The organism is Bradyrhizobium sp. 18BD (assembly GCF_054185225.1).
Genome location: NZ_JAVAYL010000029.1, coordinates 1 through 15225, shown reverse-complemented (window position 1 = coordinate 15225; position 15225 = coordinate 1). Strand labels below are relative to the sequence as shown.

At 65.0% G+C, this 15225-nt stretch carries 13 protein-coding genes; 6 read left to right on the top strand and 7 right to left on the bottom strand.

Annotated features, from left to right (window positions below; translation table 11 throughout):
* The first annotated feature begins 112 nt into the window (after positions 1 to 112).
* Positions 113 to 1288, top strand: a complete 1176-nt coding sequence (locus tag RAD16_RS36475; protein WP_458162706.1) for a YncE family protein — start codon at positions 113 to 115, stop codon at positions 1286 to 1288.
* Between the two features lie 39 nt (positions 1289 to 1327).
* Here the strand turns inward: RAD16_RS36475 and RAD16_RS36470 are convergent, their stop codons facing one another.
* Positions 1328 to 2119 (bottom strand): transporter substrate-binding domain-containing protein, encoded by a 792-nt coding sequence (locus tag RAD16_RS36470; protein ID WP_458162705.1) that lies wholly within the window; start codon positions 2117 to 2119, stop codon positions 1328 to 1330.
* 252 nt (positions 2120 to 2371) lie between these two features.
* Here RAD16_RS36470 and RAD16_RS36465 point away from each other — a divergent pair, with 252 nt between their 5' ends.
* Together RAD16_RS36465 and RAD16_RS36460 are read left to right on the top strand one after the other, a co-directional pair.
* Positions 2372 to 3565 (top strand): efflux RND transporter periplasmic adaptor subunit, encoded by a 1194-nt coding sequence (locus RAD16_RS36465; protein ID WP_458162704.1) that lies wholly within the window; start codon positions 2372 to 2374, stop codon positions 3563 to 3565.
* A 13-nt stretch (positions 3566 to 3578) separates the two neighbouring features.
* Positions 3579 to 6737: an efflux RND transporter permease subunit gene (locus RAD16_RS36460; RefSeq protein ID WP_458162703.1), complete on the top strand. Its 3159-nt coding sequence runs from the start codon at positions 3579 to 3581 to the stop codon at positions 6735 to 6737.
* 308 nt (positions 6738 to 7045) lie between these two features.
* Here RAD16_RS36460 and RAD16_RS36455 read toward each other — a convergent pair whose 3' ends face one another.
* The gene (locus RAD16_RS36455; protein WP_458162702.1) at positions 7046 to 8218 is read right to left on the bottom strand and encodes an MFS transporter; all 1173 of its coding nucleotides are present in this window, start codon (positions 8216 to 8218) and stop codon (positions 7046 to 7048) included.
* A 50-nt stretch (positions 8219 to 8268) separates the two neighbouring features.
* On the opposite strand from RAD16_RS36455, the gene RAD16_RS36450 reads away from it, so the two are divergent.
* Entirely contained in the window at positions 8269 to 9090 is an 822-nt protein-coding gene (locus tag RAD16_RS36450) for an AraC family transcriptional regulator (protein ID WP_458162701.1), read from the top strand.
* Between the two features lie 265 nt (positions 9091 to 9355).
* Positions 9356 to 10708 (top strand): malonyl-CoA decarboxylase, encoded by a 1353-nt coding sequence (locus tag RAD16_RS36445; protein ID WP_458162700.1) that lies wholly within the window; start codon positions 9356 to 9358, stop codon positions 10706 to 10708.
* 146 nt (positions 10709 to 10854) lie between these two features.
* Here RAD16_RS36445 and RAD16_RS36440 read toward each other — a convergent pair whose 3' ends face one another.
* A complete protein-coding gene (locus RAD16_RS36440; protein ID WP_458162699.1) occupies positions 10855 to 11142 on the bottom strand; it encodes a GIY-YIG nuclease family protein in 288 nt (95 codons plus the stop codon).
* On the opposite strand from RAD16_RS36440, the gene RAD16_RS36435 reads away from it, so the two are divergent.
* Entirely contained in the window at positions 11141 to 11491 is a 351-nt protein-coding gene (locus RAD16_RS36435) for a hypothetical protein (protein WP_458162698.1), read from the top strand. The genes RAD16_RS36440 and RAD16_RS36435 overlap by 2 nt on opposite strands.
* Before the next feature lie 39 nt (positions 11492 to 11530).
* Here the strand turns inward: RAD16_RS36435 and tarD are convergent, their stop codons facing one another.
* The 4 genes from tarD to RAD16_RS36415 all read right to left on the bottom strand — a co-directional run bounded on the left by tarD (position 11531) and on the right by RAD16_RS36415 (position 14972).
* Entirely contained in the window at positions 11531 to 12700 is a 1170-nt protein-coding gene (gene tarD, locus RAD16_RS36430) for a D(-)-tartrate dehydratase (protein WP_458162696.1), read from the bottom strand.
* A 138-nt stretch (positions 12701 to 12838) separates the two neighbouring features.
* Positions 12839 to 13096: a DUF3297 family protein gene (locus RAD16_RS36425; protein WP_148754636.1), complete on the bottom strand. Its 258-nt coding sequence runs from the start codon at positions 13094 to 13096 to the stop codon at positions 12839 to 12841.
* Positions 13093 to 13569 (bottom strand): glutathione peroxidase, encoded by a 477-nt coding sequence (locus RAD16_RS36420; RefSeq protein WP_458162695.1) that lies wholly within the window; start codon positions 13567 to 13569, stop codon positions 13093 to 13095. The genes RAD16_RS36425 and RAD16_RS36420 overlap by 4 nt, the downstream gene beginning before the upstream one ends.
* Before the next feature lie 2 nt (positions 13570 to 13571).
* Positions 13572 to 14972, bottom strand: a complete 1401-nt coding sequence (locus RAD16_RS36415) for an amidase family protein (protein WP_458162694.1) — start codon at positions 14970 to 14972, stop codon at positions 13572 to 13574.
* Positions 14973 to 15225: the final 253 nt, after the last annotated feature.

Below are 15225 nucleotides of genomic sequence, written 5' to 3'. Positions count from 1 at the left end.
ACGCCGTTTTATTCCCCGGGCGACGGCAAAAATGATCGCGCCCGGATTGTTGCCTGATGCGCCCGGTTGCATTTAGCTTGGCCGGACAAGAACAAAGCCTCAGGGGGAAAACATGAAAGCTGCTCTTCGCAGGCGCACGCGCCATGCCGCGTCAGCCCTGGTCGCAACGTCGCTGGTCGGCCTTGCCGGTTTCGCCGCCCATGCCGAGATCGTCGTCAGCGCCAATGACGGCAAGATGGCGCTGGAGAACGGCAATGCCGTCGTCCGCAAGCAGCCGCTGCCCGACACGGTCAGCGTCATCGATCTCACCGACGGCACGCTGAAGCTGCTCGGCGAGGTCGCGGCCCCTGCCAGCGTCGTCGGCCCGCCGCCGAGCGTGGCGATCGCGCCGGATGGCTCGTTTGCGCTGGTCACCGGCGCCATGAAGATCGATCCGGCGGACGCGACCAAGACGGTGCCCGACGACAAGCTCTCGGTCATCGACCTGAAATCCTCGCCGCCCAAGGTGCTCGCGACACTTCAGGCGGGCGCCGGCGCGGCCGGCGTCTCGATCAATCGCGCAGGTACGCTGGCGCTGGTTGCGAACCGGAGCGAAGGCACCGTCTCGGTCTTCACGATCAGCGGCAGCACGCTGACGCCGGCCGGCAAGATCCAGCTCGGCGATGCCAAGTCGGGCCCGAGCCACGCCGTGTTCTCGCGCGACGGCGCGACCGCGCTGGTCACCCGCGACGGCGACAACAAGGTCTCGCTTCTCACCGTCGACGGAAGCAAGGTCGAATACGCCAAGCGCGACCTCTCCGCGGGCATCCGCCCCTACGACATCGATCTCACCGGCAGCGCCGCGGCGGTGGTCGGCAATGTCGGCGCCAGCAGCGGCGACAACGATTCGATCAGCCTGATCGACATGACCGCCAAGCCGATCCGCGTCGTCACGACGGTGACGGTCGGGCAGACGCCCGAAGCGGTGAAGATGTCGCCGGACGGCAGCCATGTCGCCGTCACCGTCATGAACGGCTCGAACAAGCCGTCCGCCTCACCTTTCTTCAACGATTTCGGCCTGCTCAAGGTCTACAAGATCTCGGGCACCGACCTCACGCCGGTCGCCGAAGCCAAGATCGGCCATTGGTGCCAGGGCATGGTGTGGTCGAAGGACTCCAAGCATGTCGTAGCGCAGTGCATGGTCGAGAACGAGCTGATCGCCTTCTCGTTCGACGGCAAGGCACTGACGAAGACGTCCACGCTCAAGCTGCAGGTGAGCCCCGCCGGCATTCGCACCGCGGAGCCGTGAGACCGTTAGGCGCGGCGCAGCCTCGCTGCGCCGCCTGCCCTACTCGGTGCGGATCGGCGTGTCCTTCAGGCCGTTGTTGTCATAGGCCTTGCGCAGCGTGCCGTTCGTCACCGCATCGTTCATGAACCTGGTGACGAACGCCAGAGACTGCTGATGGCCGAGCGGAACGGCGACTGCGGTCACCGTCTTCTTGAACGTCTCGTCCAGCACCTTGGTGCCGGGAATCTTCTGCGCCATCTTGTTGAGCTGGTCGCGTGATAGCGCGAAGGCGTCGATCTCGCCGCTCCTAAGCAGGCCGAAGATCTCGTCATAGGTCTGGTAGCCCGTGACCTTCGCGTTCTTCAAATGCGCCACCGCGCCGCGCATCGTGGTCGTCGCGTTGACGGCCGCGACCTTGATGTCCGTCTGGTCGAGCGTGGCGAAATTGGTGATGTTTGATCCGGCCTTGACGATGTAGGTGGCGTCGGCGACCTCGTAGATCGGGCCGAACAGCATCTTGGTCTCGCGCTCGGGATCTTTCGGCAACCAGGTCACGTCCCATGTCCCCTTGCCAGCCGCATCGGTGATCTGCCCGGAATTCTGGTGCACGACATATTCGACGGGGACACCGAGCTGGGCCGCCATCTCCTTGCCGAGATCGACGGGGACGCCGGCATAACCGGCCTCCGTCTTGGTCGACCAGAACGCGCCGCCCGCCGGGCTGATCGCGATCGCGACCCGCAGCTTGCCGGTCGGCGCGATCTCGTCCTTCAAGCCATCAGCTAGCGCGGGCATGACGAGGCCCACTGCGAGAACGAGGCCGGCAAGGACCGATTGGAGGGATTTTCGCATCTCATGCTCTCCTCACCTTTTCTTCTTGTTCTTCTCGTCTTTCATCCCGAGCGCTCCGCCTCGGTCACGCGGCCTTACACAATTGTGGTCGATCGTGCGTGCAATGAAAAGCGGTTTGTCATGACAAACCTTGTCAAAGGCCACGCCGCCGTTTGCGGTGCAAGGGCTGTGACTGCCATGGCTATGGTGTTCCACGGCCGGTCATTTGTTGGTACCCTGCCGCACCGACACACCGCAATCGGGGGCGATCGAATGACCCGCGCGAATCCCGCATCTCTCGCACATCGCAACGGAGAGTGGAGACAGATCGGACGAGCGCTGACGGCCCTGGCCGCATTGGCGGTCCTTGTGGGCTGCGAGGACAAGAACGCGTATGTCGCCCCGCCCCCGCCCAAGGTGGACGTGGCAACGCCGGTGCAGCGGCCGGTGACGCGCTATGTCGAGGCCACCGGCAACACCGCGCCGATCAAGAGCGTCGATCTGGTCGCGCGGGTGCAGGGCTTCCTGCAATCGCAGGACTATCAGGACGGCACCTTCGTCAAGCAGGGCACCCAGCTGTTCACGATCGAGCCGGAGACCTACAAGCTCAAGCTCGAGCAGGCGCAGGCGGCGGAGGCCGGCGCGCAGGCCTCGCTTCGGCAAGCCGAAGCCGACTTCAAGCGGCAGACCGATCTGGTGCAGCGCCAGGCGGTCTCGCAGGCGACGCTGGACACCTCGACCTCGACCCGCGACAACGCCCAGGCCAATCTCCAGCAGGCCCAGGTCAACACCAGGCTCGCCGAGGTCAATTACGGCTACACCAAGGTGAGCGCGCCGTTCGACGGCATCGTCAGCGCGCATCTGGTTTCGATCGGCGAGCTCGTCGGCGTCTCCTCCCCGACCCAGCTCGCGACCATCGTCGCGATGGACCCGATCTATGTGAACTTCACCGTCAACGAGCAGGACGTGTTGCGCATCCGTGCCGAAGCGGCGCGCCGCGGGCTGACCGTCGCCGACATGAAGCAATTCCCGATCCAGGTCGGCCTGCAGACCGAGACCGGCTATCCGCATGACGGCAAGCTCGACTACGTCTCGCCGACCCTCAACCAGTCGACCGGCACGCTCGCCGTGCGCGGCGTGGTGCCAAACGACAAGCGGGTGCTGCTGCCCGGCTATTTCGTTCGCGTCCGTGTGCCCTTCACCCAGGAGAAGGATGCACTGCTCGTTCCCGACACCGCGCTCGGCAGCGACCAGGGCGGCCGCTATCTGCTGGTGGCCAACGGCGACAACGTGGTCGAGCAGCGCAAGGTGCAGGTCGGCCCGGCCGACAACGGCCTGCGCGTGATCGAAAGCGGATTGAAGCCCGATGACCGCGTGGTGATCGCCGGGCTGCTGCGCGTGATCCCGGGCCAGAAGATCGACCCGCAGGTGACGAAGATCGACCAGGCCCAGGCCTCAAGCAAGTAAGGGGCCGCCGGTCATGATCTCAAAATTCTTCATCGAGCGGCCGGTCCTCTCGAACGTCATCGCTCTCCTGATGATCCTGATCGGCGGCGTCGCACTGTTCAACCTCGCGATCGCGCAATATCCCGACGTGGTGCCGCCGACGGTGCAGGTCACCACACGCTATCCCGGCGCCAGCGCCAAGACCGTGATCGACACGGTTGCCTTGCCGATCGAGCAGCAGGTCAACGGCGTCGAGGACATGCTCTACATGCAGTCCTACAGCGCCTCCGACGGCACCTACACGCTGACCGTCACCTTCAAGATCGGCACCGATCTCAACTTCGCGCAGGTGCTGGTGCAGAACCGCGTCTCCAGCGCGCTGTCGCAACTGCCGACCTCGGTGCAGAACCAGGGCGTCACCGTCCAGAAGAAGTCGACCTCGATCCTGCTGTTCGTCACGCTGACCTCGCCGGACTCCCGGTTCGACAGCCTCTATCTGAGCAACTACGCCACCATCAACATCCGCGACGAGCTCTCGCGCCTGCCCGGCGTCGGCAACGTCACCGTGTTCGGCGCCGGCCAGTACTCGATGCGGATCTGGCTCGATCCGAACAAGCTGCAGGCGCGCGGATTGGTGCCGCAGGACGTCATCCAGGCGATCCAGCAGCAGAGCCAGCAGGTCTCGGCCGGACAGGTCGGCGCGCCGCCGACGCCGCCGGGCCAGGCATTCCAGTACACGCTCAACGTCAACGGCCGGCTCGACGACGCCACCCAGTTCGAGAACATCGTCGTCAAGACGGGCACCAGCGGCGACGTCACGCGCGTGCGCGACGTCGGCTGGGTCGAGCTCGGCGCACAGACCTACAGCCAGATCTTCTCGCTCAACAAGCAGCCCGCCGTCGGCATCGGCGTGTTCCAGTCGCCCGGCGCCAACGCGCTCCAGGTCGAGCAGGCCGTCGAGAAGAAGATGGTGGAGCTCGCCAAGCGCTTCCCCGAAGGCATCCAATACGACACGCCGTTCGACACCACCAAATTCGTCGAGGCCTCGGTGCACGAGGTCTACATGACGCTGATCGAGGCCGGCCTCCTGGTGCTGGTCGTGATCCTGGTGTTCCTGCAGGACTGGCGCGCGATGCTGGTGCCGGCGACGACCGTGCCCGTCACCATCATCGGCGCCTTCGCCGCGATGGCGGCGCTTGGCTTCACCATCAACATGTCGACGCTGTTCGCGATCGTGCTCGCGATCGGCATCGTCGTCGACGACGCCATCGTCGTGGTCGAAGGCGCCGCCCACAATATCGAGCAGGGCATGAACGGCCATGACGCCGCGATCAGGGCGATGGACCAGCTGTTCGCGCCGATCGTCGGCATCACGCTGGTGCTGATCTCGGTGTTCCTGCCGGCCTCGTTCCTCGCCGGCCTCACCGGCCGCATCTACTCGCAATTCGCGCTGGTGATCGCGGCGACCGCACTGCTGTCCGCCATCAACGCGGCGACGCTGAAGCCGACGCAATGCGCGCTGTGGCTGCGGCCGACGGTGCCGCCGGAGCAGCGCAACTTCTTCTATCGCGGTTTCAACAACGTCTATAACCGGGTCGAGCGCGGTTACACGCGATTGATCACCTTCCTGTGCAGGCACGCCACCGTATCGGTTGCCGTCGCGCTGGTGCTGATCGGAGTCGGCGGCTACGGCCTGTCACGCGTGCCGACCGGCTTCCTGCCGATCGAGGACCAGGGCTATCTGATCGCCGCCATCCAGCTGCCCGACGGCGCCTCGCTGGAGCGGACCCAGAACGTGCTCGACCGTGCCAGCGAGATCATCAAGGAGACGCCCGGCGTCCAGCAGGTCATCACCATTGCCGGCATCTCCGCGCTCGACAGCAGCGCGAGCCTTGCCAATGCCGGCGTCGCCTACATCATCCTGAAGGACTGGGGCGCGCGCAAAGGGCCCGGCGAGGATTTGCGCTCGCTGGTCTATGGGCTGAACGACAAGCTCGCGGTCATCATGGAGGCGCGCACCATCGTGCTGCCGCCGCCGCCGATCCAGGGCATCGGCAACGCCGCCGGCTTCTCGATGCAGGTCGAGCTCCGTGACGGCAACAGCGATTTCGCCAAGCTGCAGGCCATCACCGGCGCGATGGTCTCCAACGGCCAGAGCCAGAGCGCACTGCAGCGCGTGCAGTCCTCGTTCCGCTCGTCGGTGCCGCAGTTCAACGTCGAGATCGACCGCATCAAGACCCAGACGCTGCACGTGACGACGGATCAGGTGTTCTCGGCGCTGTCGACCTATCTCGGCTCCTCCTACGTCAACCAGTTCAACAAGTTCGGCCGCGTGTTCCAGGTCTACACGCAGGCCGATCCCGCCTTCCGCGTCACCGAGCGCGACATCGCCAACATGCAGGTGCGCAACTCCAACGGCGACATGATCCCGATCGGCACCGTCGCCACGATCACGCCGGCGACGGGCCCGTCGCTGATCAGCCTCTACAACCTCTATCCCTCCTCGACCGTGATCGGTCTGCCAGCGCAGGGCTACTCGTCCGGCCAGTCGCTGAAGCTGATGGAGGAGATCGCCGACAAGACGCTGCCGCAGGGCACCGGCTTCGAATGGACCGCGATGTCCTATCAGGAGAAGGCGGTCTCCAACCAGATCTACTGGGTGTTCGGCCTCGCCATGCTGCTGGTCTATCTCGTGCTCGCCGGCCAGTATGAGAGCTGGTACGCGCCGATCTCGGTGATCCTCGCGGTACCGCTGTCGCTGATCGGACCGACACTGATCCTCAACGGCCTGAAGATCGATAACAACCTCTATTGCCAGATCGGCCTGATCCTCCTGATCGCGCTCTCCGCCAAGAACGCGATCCTGATCGTCGAGGTCGGGCTCGAGCTGCACGGCCGCGACGGCAAGCCGGTCATCGAAGCCGCGATCGAGGCAGCACGCGCCCGCTTCCGCCCGATCCTGATGACCTCGTTCGCCTTCATCCTCGGCGTGGTGCCGCTGGTGATCGCGACCGGCGCCGGCGCCAGCGCGCGCAAGTCGATCGGCATCACCGTGTTCTCGGGCATGCTGGCCTCGACCTGCCTCGCGGTGCTGTTCGTGCCGGCCTTCTTCGTGGTGGTGCAACGCTTCGAGAACTGGCGCGCATCGAAGACGAGCCCGAAGCCGCAGCCGGTGGCGGAGGTGAAGCCGTAATTCTCGAGGGTCCGGCAAAAAGTGCGAAAACAACCCCATGCACAGTAGGGATGGGGTTGAAAAGGCTGGGTAATTTCTGCTTTGCCGAAATGACTTGCTCCGTCGGGCAAAACAGGGGCATAGTGGCATCGTGGGCAGGATGCGTGACGTGCCGCGGCGTCCCCCAGTTCTCCGTCATTGCGAGCGTAGCGAAGCAATCCAGAGTGCCTCCGCGGAGGGACTCTGGATTGCTTCGTCGCTTCGCTCCTCGCAATGACGATGGGGAGAGCGTCGCGTCGCGCAGCGACGAGCCCGGAATGACGGAGACCTCACGCCGCCGCGGGCGTCCGGATCTCGCGGGGCAGGATGATCGCGGCGGCGATCGCCAGCAGACACAAACCGGCAAACGCGTGCAGCATGGTGACGAAACCGCCCTGCTCGTAGAGCCAGGCGACCAGGCCGACCGAGGCGCCCGCCGCGGTGAAGCCGATGAAATAGCGCACGGCATAGGCGCGCGAGCGCCATTCCTCGCTGGTGTATTTGCCGACCATGGCGTCGTTCACCGTGACCTGGCCGAACGCGCCCATGACGATGCCGATCGACACTAATATCAGCGGCAGATTGTTCAGGCTCGCGGCGAGATAGAGGAACGGCGCCAGCATGAAGGACAGCGGCAGCGCCACCGTCTTCAGCGAGTAGCGGTCGAGCAGCCGGCCGATCGTGTACTGCGTCATCGCACCGAAGACGTAGACGCAGGCGGCGATGACGCCAAGCAGTGCCGGGCTCTTGGTGAGATCGGCAAGCCGCTCCGCGAACAGTTTTGGCAGCGCGACGGTCACGGCGTTGAAGGTGGTTGAGATCGCGATCACGACGATCAGCAGCGACAGCACCACGCGCCACATGTCCTGCTTGGCGACGCGCGCCTGGGGCGCCGCCTGCTTGCTGCCCTTGCGGTCCTCGTGCACGACCATCATCGCAAAGGCGATGCCGATCAGGATGGTGACGATGCCGGGAACGATGAAGGCAAAGCGCCAGCCGAAATACTGGCCGATCACGCCGGTGACCAGCGCCGAGGAGGCAACGCCGAGATTGCCCCAGACGCCGTTGATGCCCATCTCGCGGCCGAGCCGGTCGGCATAGGACACGATCATCGCCGTGCCGACGGGGTGATAGATCGAGGCGAAGATGCCGATCGCCAGCAGCGCGGCGCCGAGCTGCGCCGGGGTCTGCACGAAGCCGACCGAGATCATGGATACCCCGATGCCGATGAAGAAGATCAGCATCATGTGGCGGCGGCTCCAGCGGTCGCCGAGCCAGCCGGTGAGCAGCGAGCCGGCGCCGAAGGCGATGAAGCCCGGCGTCGCGTAGGGAAGCAGTTCCGAATAGGCCATGCCGAGCGCCGGCCCCATGATGATCACGGCGGCGGCGAAGATCAGCATCGAATAATGATCGATGAAATGGCCTGCGTTGACGAAACTGATGACCCGACTGGGGCTGTTCATACGAATCCTCTCCTGCTCCGAAATGAGTTATATGTCGGACCCATGACGGGATGCTGCCAATGACTGTCTTGGAAACGCCAATCTTGGAAACGCCAATCCTCCGGGAGGTCCGGGGCAACCACCGCTCGACCGCGGGGGTGCACCTGGTCGCGCGCGATTATCCGAGAGGTTTGCGGATCGACCCTCACATGCACCGCGAGGCGCAGCTGATCTATGCCGCCAAGGGCACCATGCAGGTGACGACGCCCGGGGGACGCTGGCTGGTGCCGCCGGACCGCGCGGTGTGGGTGCCGGCCGGGCTCGAGCATGCCCTCGACCTGCTCGCCGACATCGAGATGCGCACGCTGTATTTCGACGTGGCGTGGCTGAAGCGCGAGCAGCGCCATGAGGGGCTGACCAGGGACTTCGTGGTGCGGGTGTCGCCGCTGCTCAACCAGGCGATCCTGGCGCTGTTCGACGCGCGCAACACCGAGGAGCGCACCGAGTTGCTGGTGCGCCTGGTGATGCTGGAATTGCACCAGGCCGAGGATCCCGCGACCTTCGTGCCGCTGCCGCACGAGCCGCGCTGCCGCCGCGCCGCGATGATCGTGCTCGACGATCCCACGGGTCTGCACGACATCGACACGCTGGCGCGCGAGGTCGGAACCTCCGCCCGCACGCTGTCGCGGCTGTTCTCGACGGAGACGCAGCTCAGCTTCAAAAGCTGGTGCCAGCGCGCCAGGATCGCGGCGGCGATCCAGCGGCTGTCGACGGATGCGGGCGTGTCGGTGAAACAGCTCGCGACGCAGCTCGGTTATGCCAGCGTGCCGGCGTTCTCGGCGGCGTTCCGGCAGGTGACGGGGCGGACGCCGACGGAGTTTGCGGGGAAATAGGGTTGCTGCCCGCCTCGTCATTGCGAGGAGCGAAGCGACGAAGCAATCCAGAATCTTTCCACGGCAACAGTCTGGATTGCTTCGCTCGCAATGACGGCGGTTGAGGCAGGCGCCTCCGTCTCCCAAGCCTTCTTCAGGCATGCCAGCCTTCCCGAAACGCACAGCCCAACTAAAGATGCCGTATTCCCCTGCTTGATTGTGATCGGCTTCCGCCTAAATCCCGTGTAAGCTTCCCGCATCGCACAAACCTGATCCGAAAGCCCAGATGGCCAATGCCTTCTTCTCCGATCTGCTCGCCACGATCTCCGAACGCGGCCGGACGCTGCTCCGCCGCGGCGACGGTCTGGACCACAAACAGGACGCCGCCGGCCTGATCGAGCTCTGCGGAGCGCTGCTGTCGGGCCGGGGCGAAGCCTCCGGCACAGCCATGGCGCGCGAAGTGCTCGATCTCTACCAGGATCTGGATGCGGCAGGACGCCGCGCCTTTTTCGAGGCGCTGGTGCGCGATTTCGGCCCCGACCGCGAACGGCTGTCCAAGGCGATCGAGAAGTGGCGCGCCAAGCCCAGCGACGAGGACGCCAGCTCGCTGCATTTCGCCTCGGAACCGCGGCGGCAGGAGCTGATCCGCCGCCTCAACCGCGCGCCGGGCGGGACCGGCGATCTCGTCAACATGCGCGCCGACCTGCTCGGCATGATGAACGGACACGCCGACCTCGCCGCGCTCGACCGCGACGTCTCGCATCTTCTCTCTTCGTGGTTCAACAGGGGGTTTCTCGTGCTGCGCCGGATTGACTGGTCGACCCCGGCCAACATCCTCGAAAAGATCATCCGCTACGAGGCCGTGCACGAGATCTCCGACTGGGACGATCTGCGCCGCCGCATCGATCCGGTCGACCGCCGCTGCTACGCCTTCTTCCATCCCGCGATGGTCGACGAGCCCCTGATCTTCGTCGAGGTCGCGCTGACCGAGACCATTCCCGGCGCGATCGCGCCGCTGCTGGCCGTCGATCGCCAGCACCTTCCGATCGAGAAGGCGCGCACCGCCGTGTTCTACTCGATCTCCAACACCCAGCGCGGCCTTGGCGGCATCTCCTTCGGCAGCTTCCTGATCAAGCAGGTGGTGGAGGAGCTGCGCCGCGAGACACCGAAGCTGGACTCCTTCGTGACGCTGTCGCCGGTGCCGGGCTTCATGAATTGGGTCAAGCAGGACAAGGACCTGCCGCTGTCCGACGAGGACCGCGAGCTGATGAAGCGTCTCGACGATCCCAAATGGTTCGAGAACCCCGAGACGACAGCGCTGCTCCGCGCCTTGATCGAACCGCTCGCCGCGCACTACTTCCTGAAGGCGCGCACGCCGAAGGGCAAGCTGATCGATTCCGTCGCGCGCTTCCATCTCGGCAACGGCGCCCGGCTCGAACGCATCAACTGGCTCGGCGATCTCTCACCCAAGGGCCTGCGCGAATCCGCCGGCGTGATGGTCAACTACCTCTACCGCCTCGACGACATCGAGAAGAACCACGAGGCGTATGCCAACGACGGCGAGGTCGTGGCGTCGAGCGCAGTGAAGAAGCTGCTGAAGGGCGAAGGACGGCGGCTGCTGGATATGCGGTTGTCGTAAGGGCCACGCTCGCTCCCCACCGTCATTGCGAGCGCGACGAAGCAATCCAGACTGCTTCCGCGGAAAGATTCTGGATTGCTTCGCTGCGCTCGCAATGACGGAGTGTGTGGCGACCGTCTCGCCTGCTTCCGCTCTACTCCCAGCGGTCAGATCAGCGTCTCGTATAAATCAGACCAATCCGGATTGACGCTCTCGATCAGCGCAAGCTTCTCCGCACGGCTGCCGCCCTTGATCTGCTTCTCGCGCATAATCGCGTCGGTCATCGACGCGTGCAGCTCGTACCAGACAAGAAGCTTGCAGCTGTACTTCGAGGAGAAGCCCTTCACCAGGCCCTCGCGATGCTCGAACGCGCGGCGCAGCGGGTTCGACGTGACGCCGATGTAGATCGTCCCATTGCGACGATTAGCGAACATGTAGACGCAGGGCTGCTTCATGGTCACCCTCATTTCGAGAGAGCTTGAAAACTATCACAACCACGAGATGAATGCGAGCAAAGGCTGCGAACGGCGCGGCAAAAAGCGCCGCTCGTCACCACATCGTCATTGCGAGGAGCGCTTGCGACGAAGCAATCCAGACTGCCTCCATGGAGAGATCCTGGATTGCTTCGCTGCGCTCGCAATGACGAAGGGTGTGGAAACACCGGAGACTATCACCGGCTGCTGTGCACGACGTACCGGCGTGGGACGCCGCTCCCTTCGCCGTCATTGCGAGGAGCGCAGCGACGAAGCAATCCAGGCTGCCGCTGCGGAAAGATTCTGGATTGCTTCGCTACGCTCGCAATGACGGAGAGTGTGGCGGCGCCGTCGCGTTTCCAACGCCCGGCTACTCCGCCAGCGCCTTCATCTCCTTGTAGAGATCGGACTTGCCCTCGAACCCGATGCCCGGAAGGTCCGGCATGGTGATGTGGCCGTTCTCGACGCGCACACCATCGGGGAAGCCGCCGTAGGGCTGGAACAGGTCGGGGTAGCTTTCGTTACCGCCGAGACCCAAGCCGGCCGCGATGTTGAGCGACATCTGGTGGCCGCCGTGCGGGATGCAGCGGCTCGGGGACCAGCCGTAGGTTTTCAGCATCTCCAGCGTGCGCTGGTATTCGCACAGGCCGTAGGACAGCGCGCAGTCGAATTGCAGCCAGTCGCGGTCGGGGCGCATGCCGCCGTAGCGGATGAGGTTGCGGGCGTCCTGGTGGCTGAAGAGATTCTCGCCCGTGGCCATCGGGCCGGGATAGAATTCGGCGAGGGCTGCCTGCAGCGCGTAGTCGAGGGGATCGCCGACCTCCTCGTACCAGAACAGCGGATAATCGCGCAGCATCTTTGCGTAGGCGATGCCGGTTTCCAGATTGAAGCGGCCGTTGGCGTCGACGGCGAGCTGCGCGTCCTTGCCGATCTCCTTCAGCACCGCCTCGATGCGGGTGCGGTCTTCCTCAATGGGCGCGCCGCCGATCTTCATCTTCACGACGTTGTAGCCGCGATCGAGATAGCCGCGCATCTCGCCGCGCAGCATCGAGAGGTCCTTGCCGGGATAGTAATAGCCACCGGCGGCGTAAACGAACACGCGCGGATTGGCGGTGACGCCGTGACGCTCGGCGAGCAGGCGGAACAACGGCTTGCCGGCGATCTTCGCCACCGCATCCCACACCGCCATGTCGATGGTGCCGACCGCGACCGAGCGCTCGCCATGGCCGCCCGGCTTCTCGTTGGTCATCATCGCGGCCCAGACCTTGTCGGGGTCGAGATTGTCGCCAGCCGCATTAAGCAGCGACTTCGGATCGGCCTCGGTGATGCGCGAGGCGAAGCGCTCGCGGATCAGGCCGCCCTGGCCGTAACGGCCGTTGGAGTTGAAGCCGTAGCCGACGACGCGCTTGCCGTCACGCACGACGTCGGTGACGACGGCGACGAGGCTGGTCGTCATCTTGGTGAAGTCGATATAGGCGTTGCGGATCGGCGATGAGATCGGCTTGGTGATCTCGCGGACGTCGACGATGCGGACGGACATGGGGGCCTCGGTGGTTATTCGTCATTGCGAGGAGCGAAGCGACGAAGCAATCCAGACTGCCTCGGCTGAAAGATTCTGGATTGCTTCGCTTCGCTCGCAATGACGAGGGGAGAGAACGCGGCGCGCGCTCAGCTCAAACTACTTCTTGTCCCGGAAATACGGCTCGACCGGGCCATGCACCTTGATGGTCAGCGGATTGCCGTAGCGGTCCTTGGCGTTGCCCGCGGTGACGCGAACCCAGCCCTCGCTGATGCAGTACTCCTCGACATTGGTCTTCTCGATGCCCTTGAAGCGGATGCCGACGTCGCGCGACAGGATGTCCGCGTTGTAATAGGGGCTGTTCGGGTCGACCGAGAGGCGGTCGGGAAATTCGTCGCTCATGATTGTCTCGCTCATAACAGGGTCTCGATTTGCTGCCGCAATCCTTCCGGCCTTGCGGTCGGCGCGTAGCGCGCGATCACCTTGCCGGCACGGTCCACCAGGAATTTGGTGAAATTCCATTTGATGGAGGCGCCCAGCAGTCCGGATTGCTGACGTTTCAGGTACTCATACAAGGGATGCGCGTTGGCGCCGTTGACGTCGATCTTCTCGAACAGCGGAAAGGTGACGTCGTAATGGGTGGAGCAGAACGCCTGGATCTCGTCCGCCTGCCCCGGCTCCTGCGCGCCGAACTGGTTGCAGGGAAAGCCGAGCACGGAAAAGCCGCGCGGCGACAGATCGCGATAGAGATCCTCCAGCCCGCGATATTGCGGCGTGAAACCGCATTTGCTCGCGGTGTTGACGATCAGCAGCACCTGCCCTTCGAAACGGCGCATCGGCACCTCTTCGCCGAGAAGCGAATTGGCCTTGAAGTCGTAGATCACAGACATCGCTAACCCACGGGATCGATCGGCGACGGCGGCACGCCGCCCGCCTCGATCGCTTCGCCCGCGAGCAGGCACAGATCCTCGCGATAGCGGCCGGAGACGATGTGCACGCCGACCGGAATCTTGCCGACGAGGCCGGTGGAGACCACGAGGCCGGGCAGCCCCATGAACGGGGTCGCGATCTGCGGCAGCTGCGCTTCCCAGACGCGCTCAAAGGAGGCGGCGTCCTTGACGTCGAGATGATCGGGGAACGGCGGCTCGCCGGAGACCGGCGTCAACACGACGGCATATTTCTCGAAGAACAGCATCCAGTCGCGCGTCAGCGTGGCGCGGCGGGTCAGCGCCTGCGCGTAGTTGGCCTGATCCATCGGCGTGACCTTGGCGCGGTTGCCGCGCAGGCACGCCAGCGCGCCGGGATCGCCCTCGCGCTCGGCCATCTCGAGTTGCGCCTCAAAGGCATCGCCGAGCCACAGCTTGCGCTGCCACTCGACGGCCTCGCGCATCGGCGGAGTGTTCTCGATCACGTCGACGGTCCAGCCGGCGCGCTCGAGGCGCTTGCCGGCGTCGGTCACCGCCGCCTTCACCTCGGGCGTGGTCGCAAGACCGTCCGGGTTGAGGCAGAGCGCAGCGCGCTTCGGCCGCGCGGGGCCTTCCAGCGGCACCGGCACATACCAGGGATCGCGCGCGTCGGGCGCGGCCATCGCCGCGAGCGAGATGCGCAGGTCATTCACGGTGCGGGCCAGCGGTCCGGACACCGCCATGATCTGCGGCCCGATCGGGCGCTCCGGCAGCGCGGGATTGAACGCGGGGATGCGGCCGAGGGTCGGGCGCAGGCCGTGCACGCCGCAGGCATAGGCGGGATAGCGGATCGAGCCGGCGATGTCGGTGCCGTGGGCGATGTGGCCGATGCCGGCCGCGACCGCCGAGCCGGCGCCGCCGGACGAGCCGCCCGGCGTCAGCGCGGCATCGCGCGGGTTCTTGGTGTCGCCATGGACCAGATTGGTGGTGAACCAGCGATAGGAGAAGGCCGGGCAATTGGTGCGCCCAAGGAGAACCGCGCCGGATTTGCGGAAATTGGCGACCACCGGATTGTCCTCGCGCGCGATCAGGTCGCGCTGGAGCTTGAGGCCGTTGGTGGTGGCAAAGCCCTCCTGGTCGACATTGGCCTTGATCGTGACGGGAACGCCGGCGAGCAGGCCGGGGTCCTCGCCCCTGGCAATGGCGGCATCGACGGCGTCGGCCTGCTTCAGCACGTCCTCGGGCCGGTGGTCGATCACGGCGTTAAGCTGGGGATTGACGGCGTCCAGGCGGTCGAGGGCGGCCTTGGCGGCCTCCCGGGCGGACACCTTCCTGGACTTGACGAGGGTAGCGAGGTCGGCGGCCGACAGGCGCCAGAGATCTTGCATGGCTTGCTCCGTGTGACCGGCGTCTTTTAGCGCCGGGAACGCGGCAAGGCCATGCGGATTTCGCAGGGGCGAAGGGCGGATTGGCGCGGGATGGCGCCTCATTTTCCGTCATTGCGAGGAGCCCTTGCGACGAAGATTCCATGGGGAGTGGATAGCGACCGGGTCTGAGGCCAGACTGAGGTTGCTGAAGCACTCAACCTGGAGACAACGATGTTGTTCGATCATCTTTCCGACGGACCGGCCGCTATCCGCA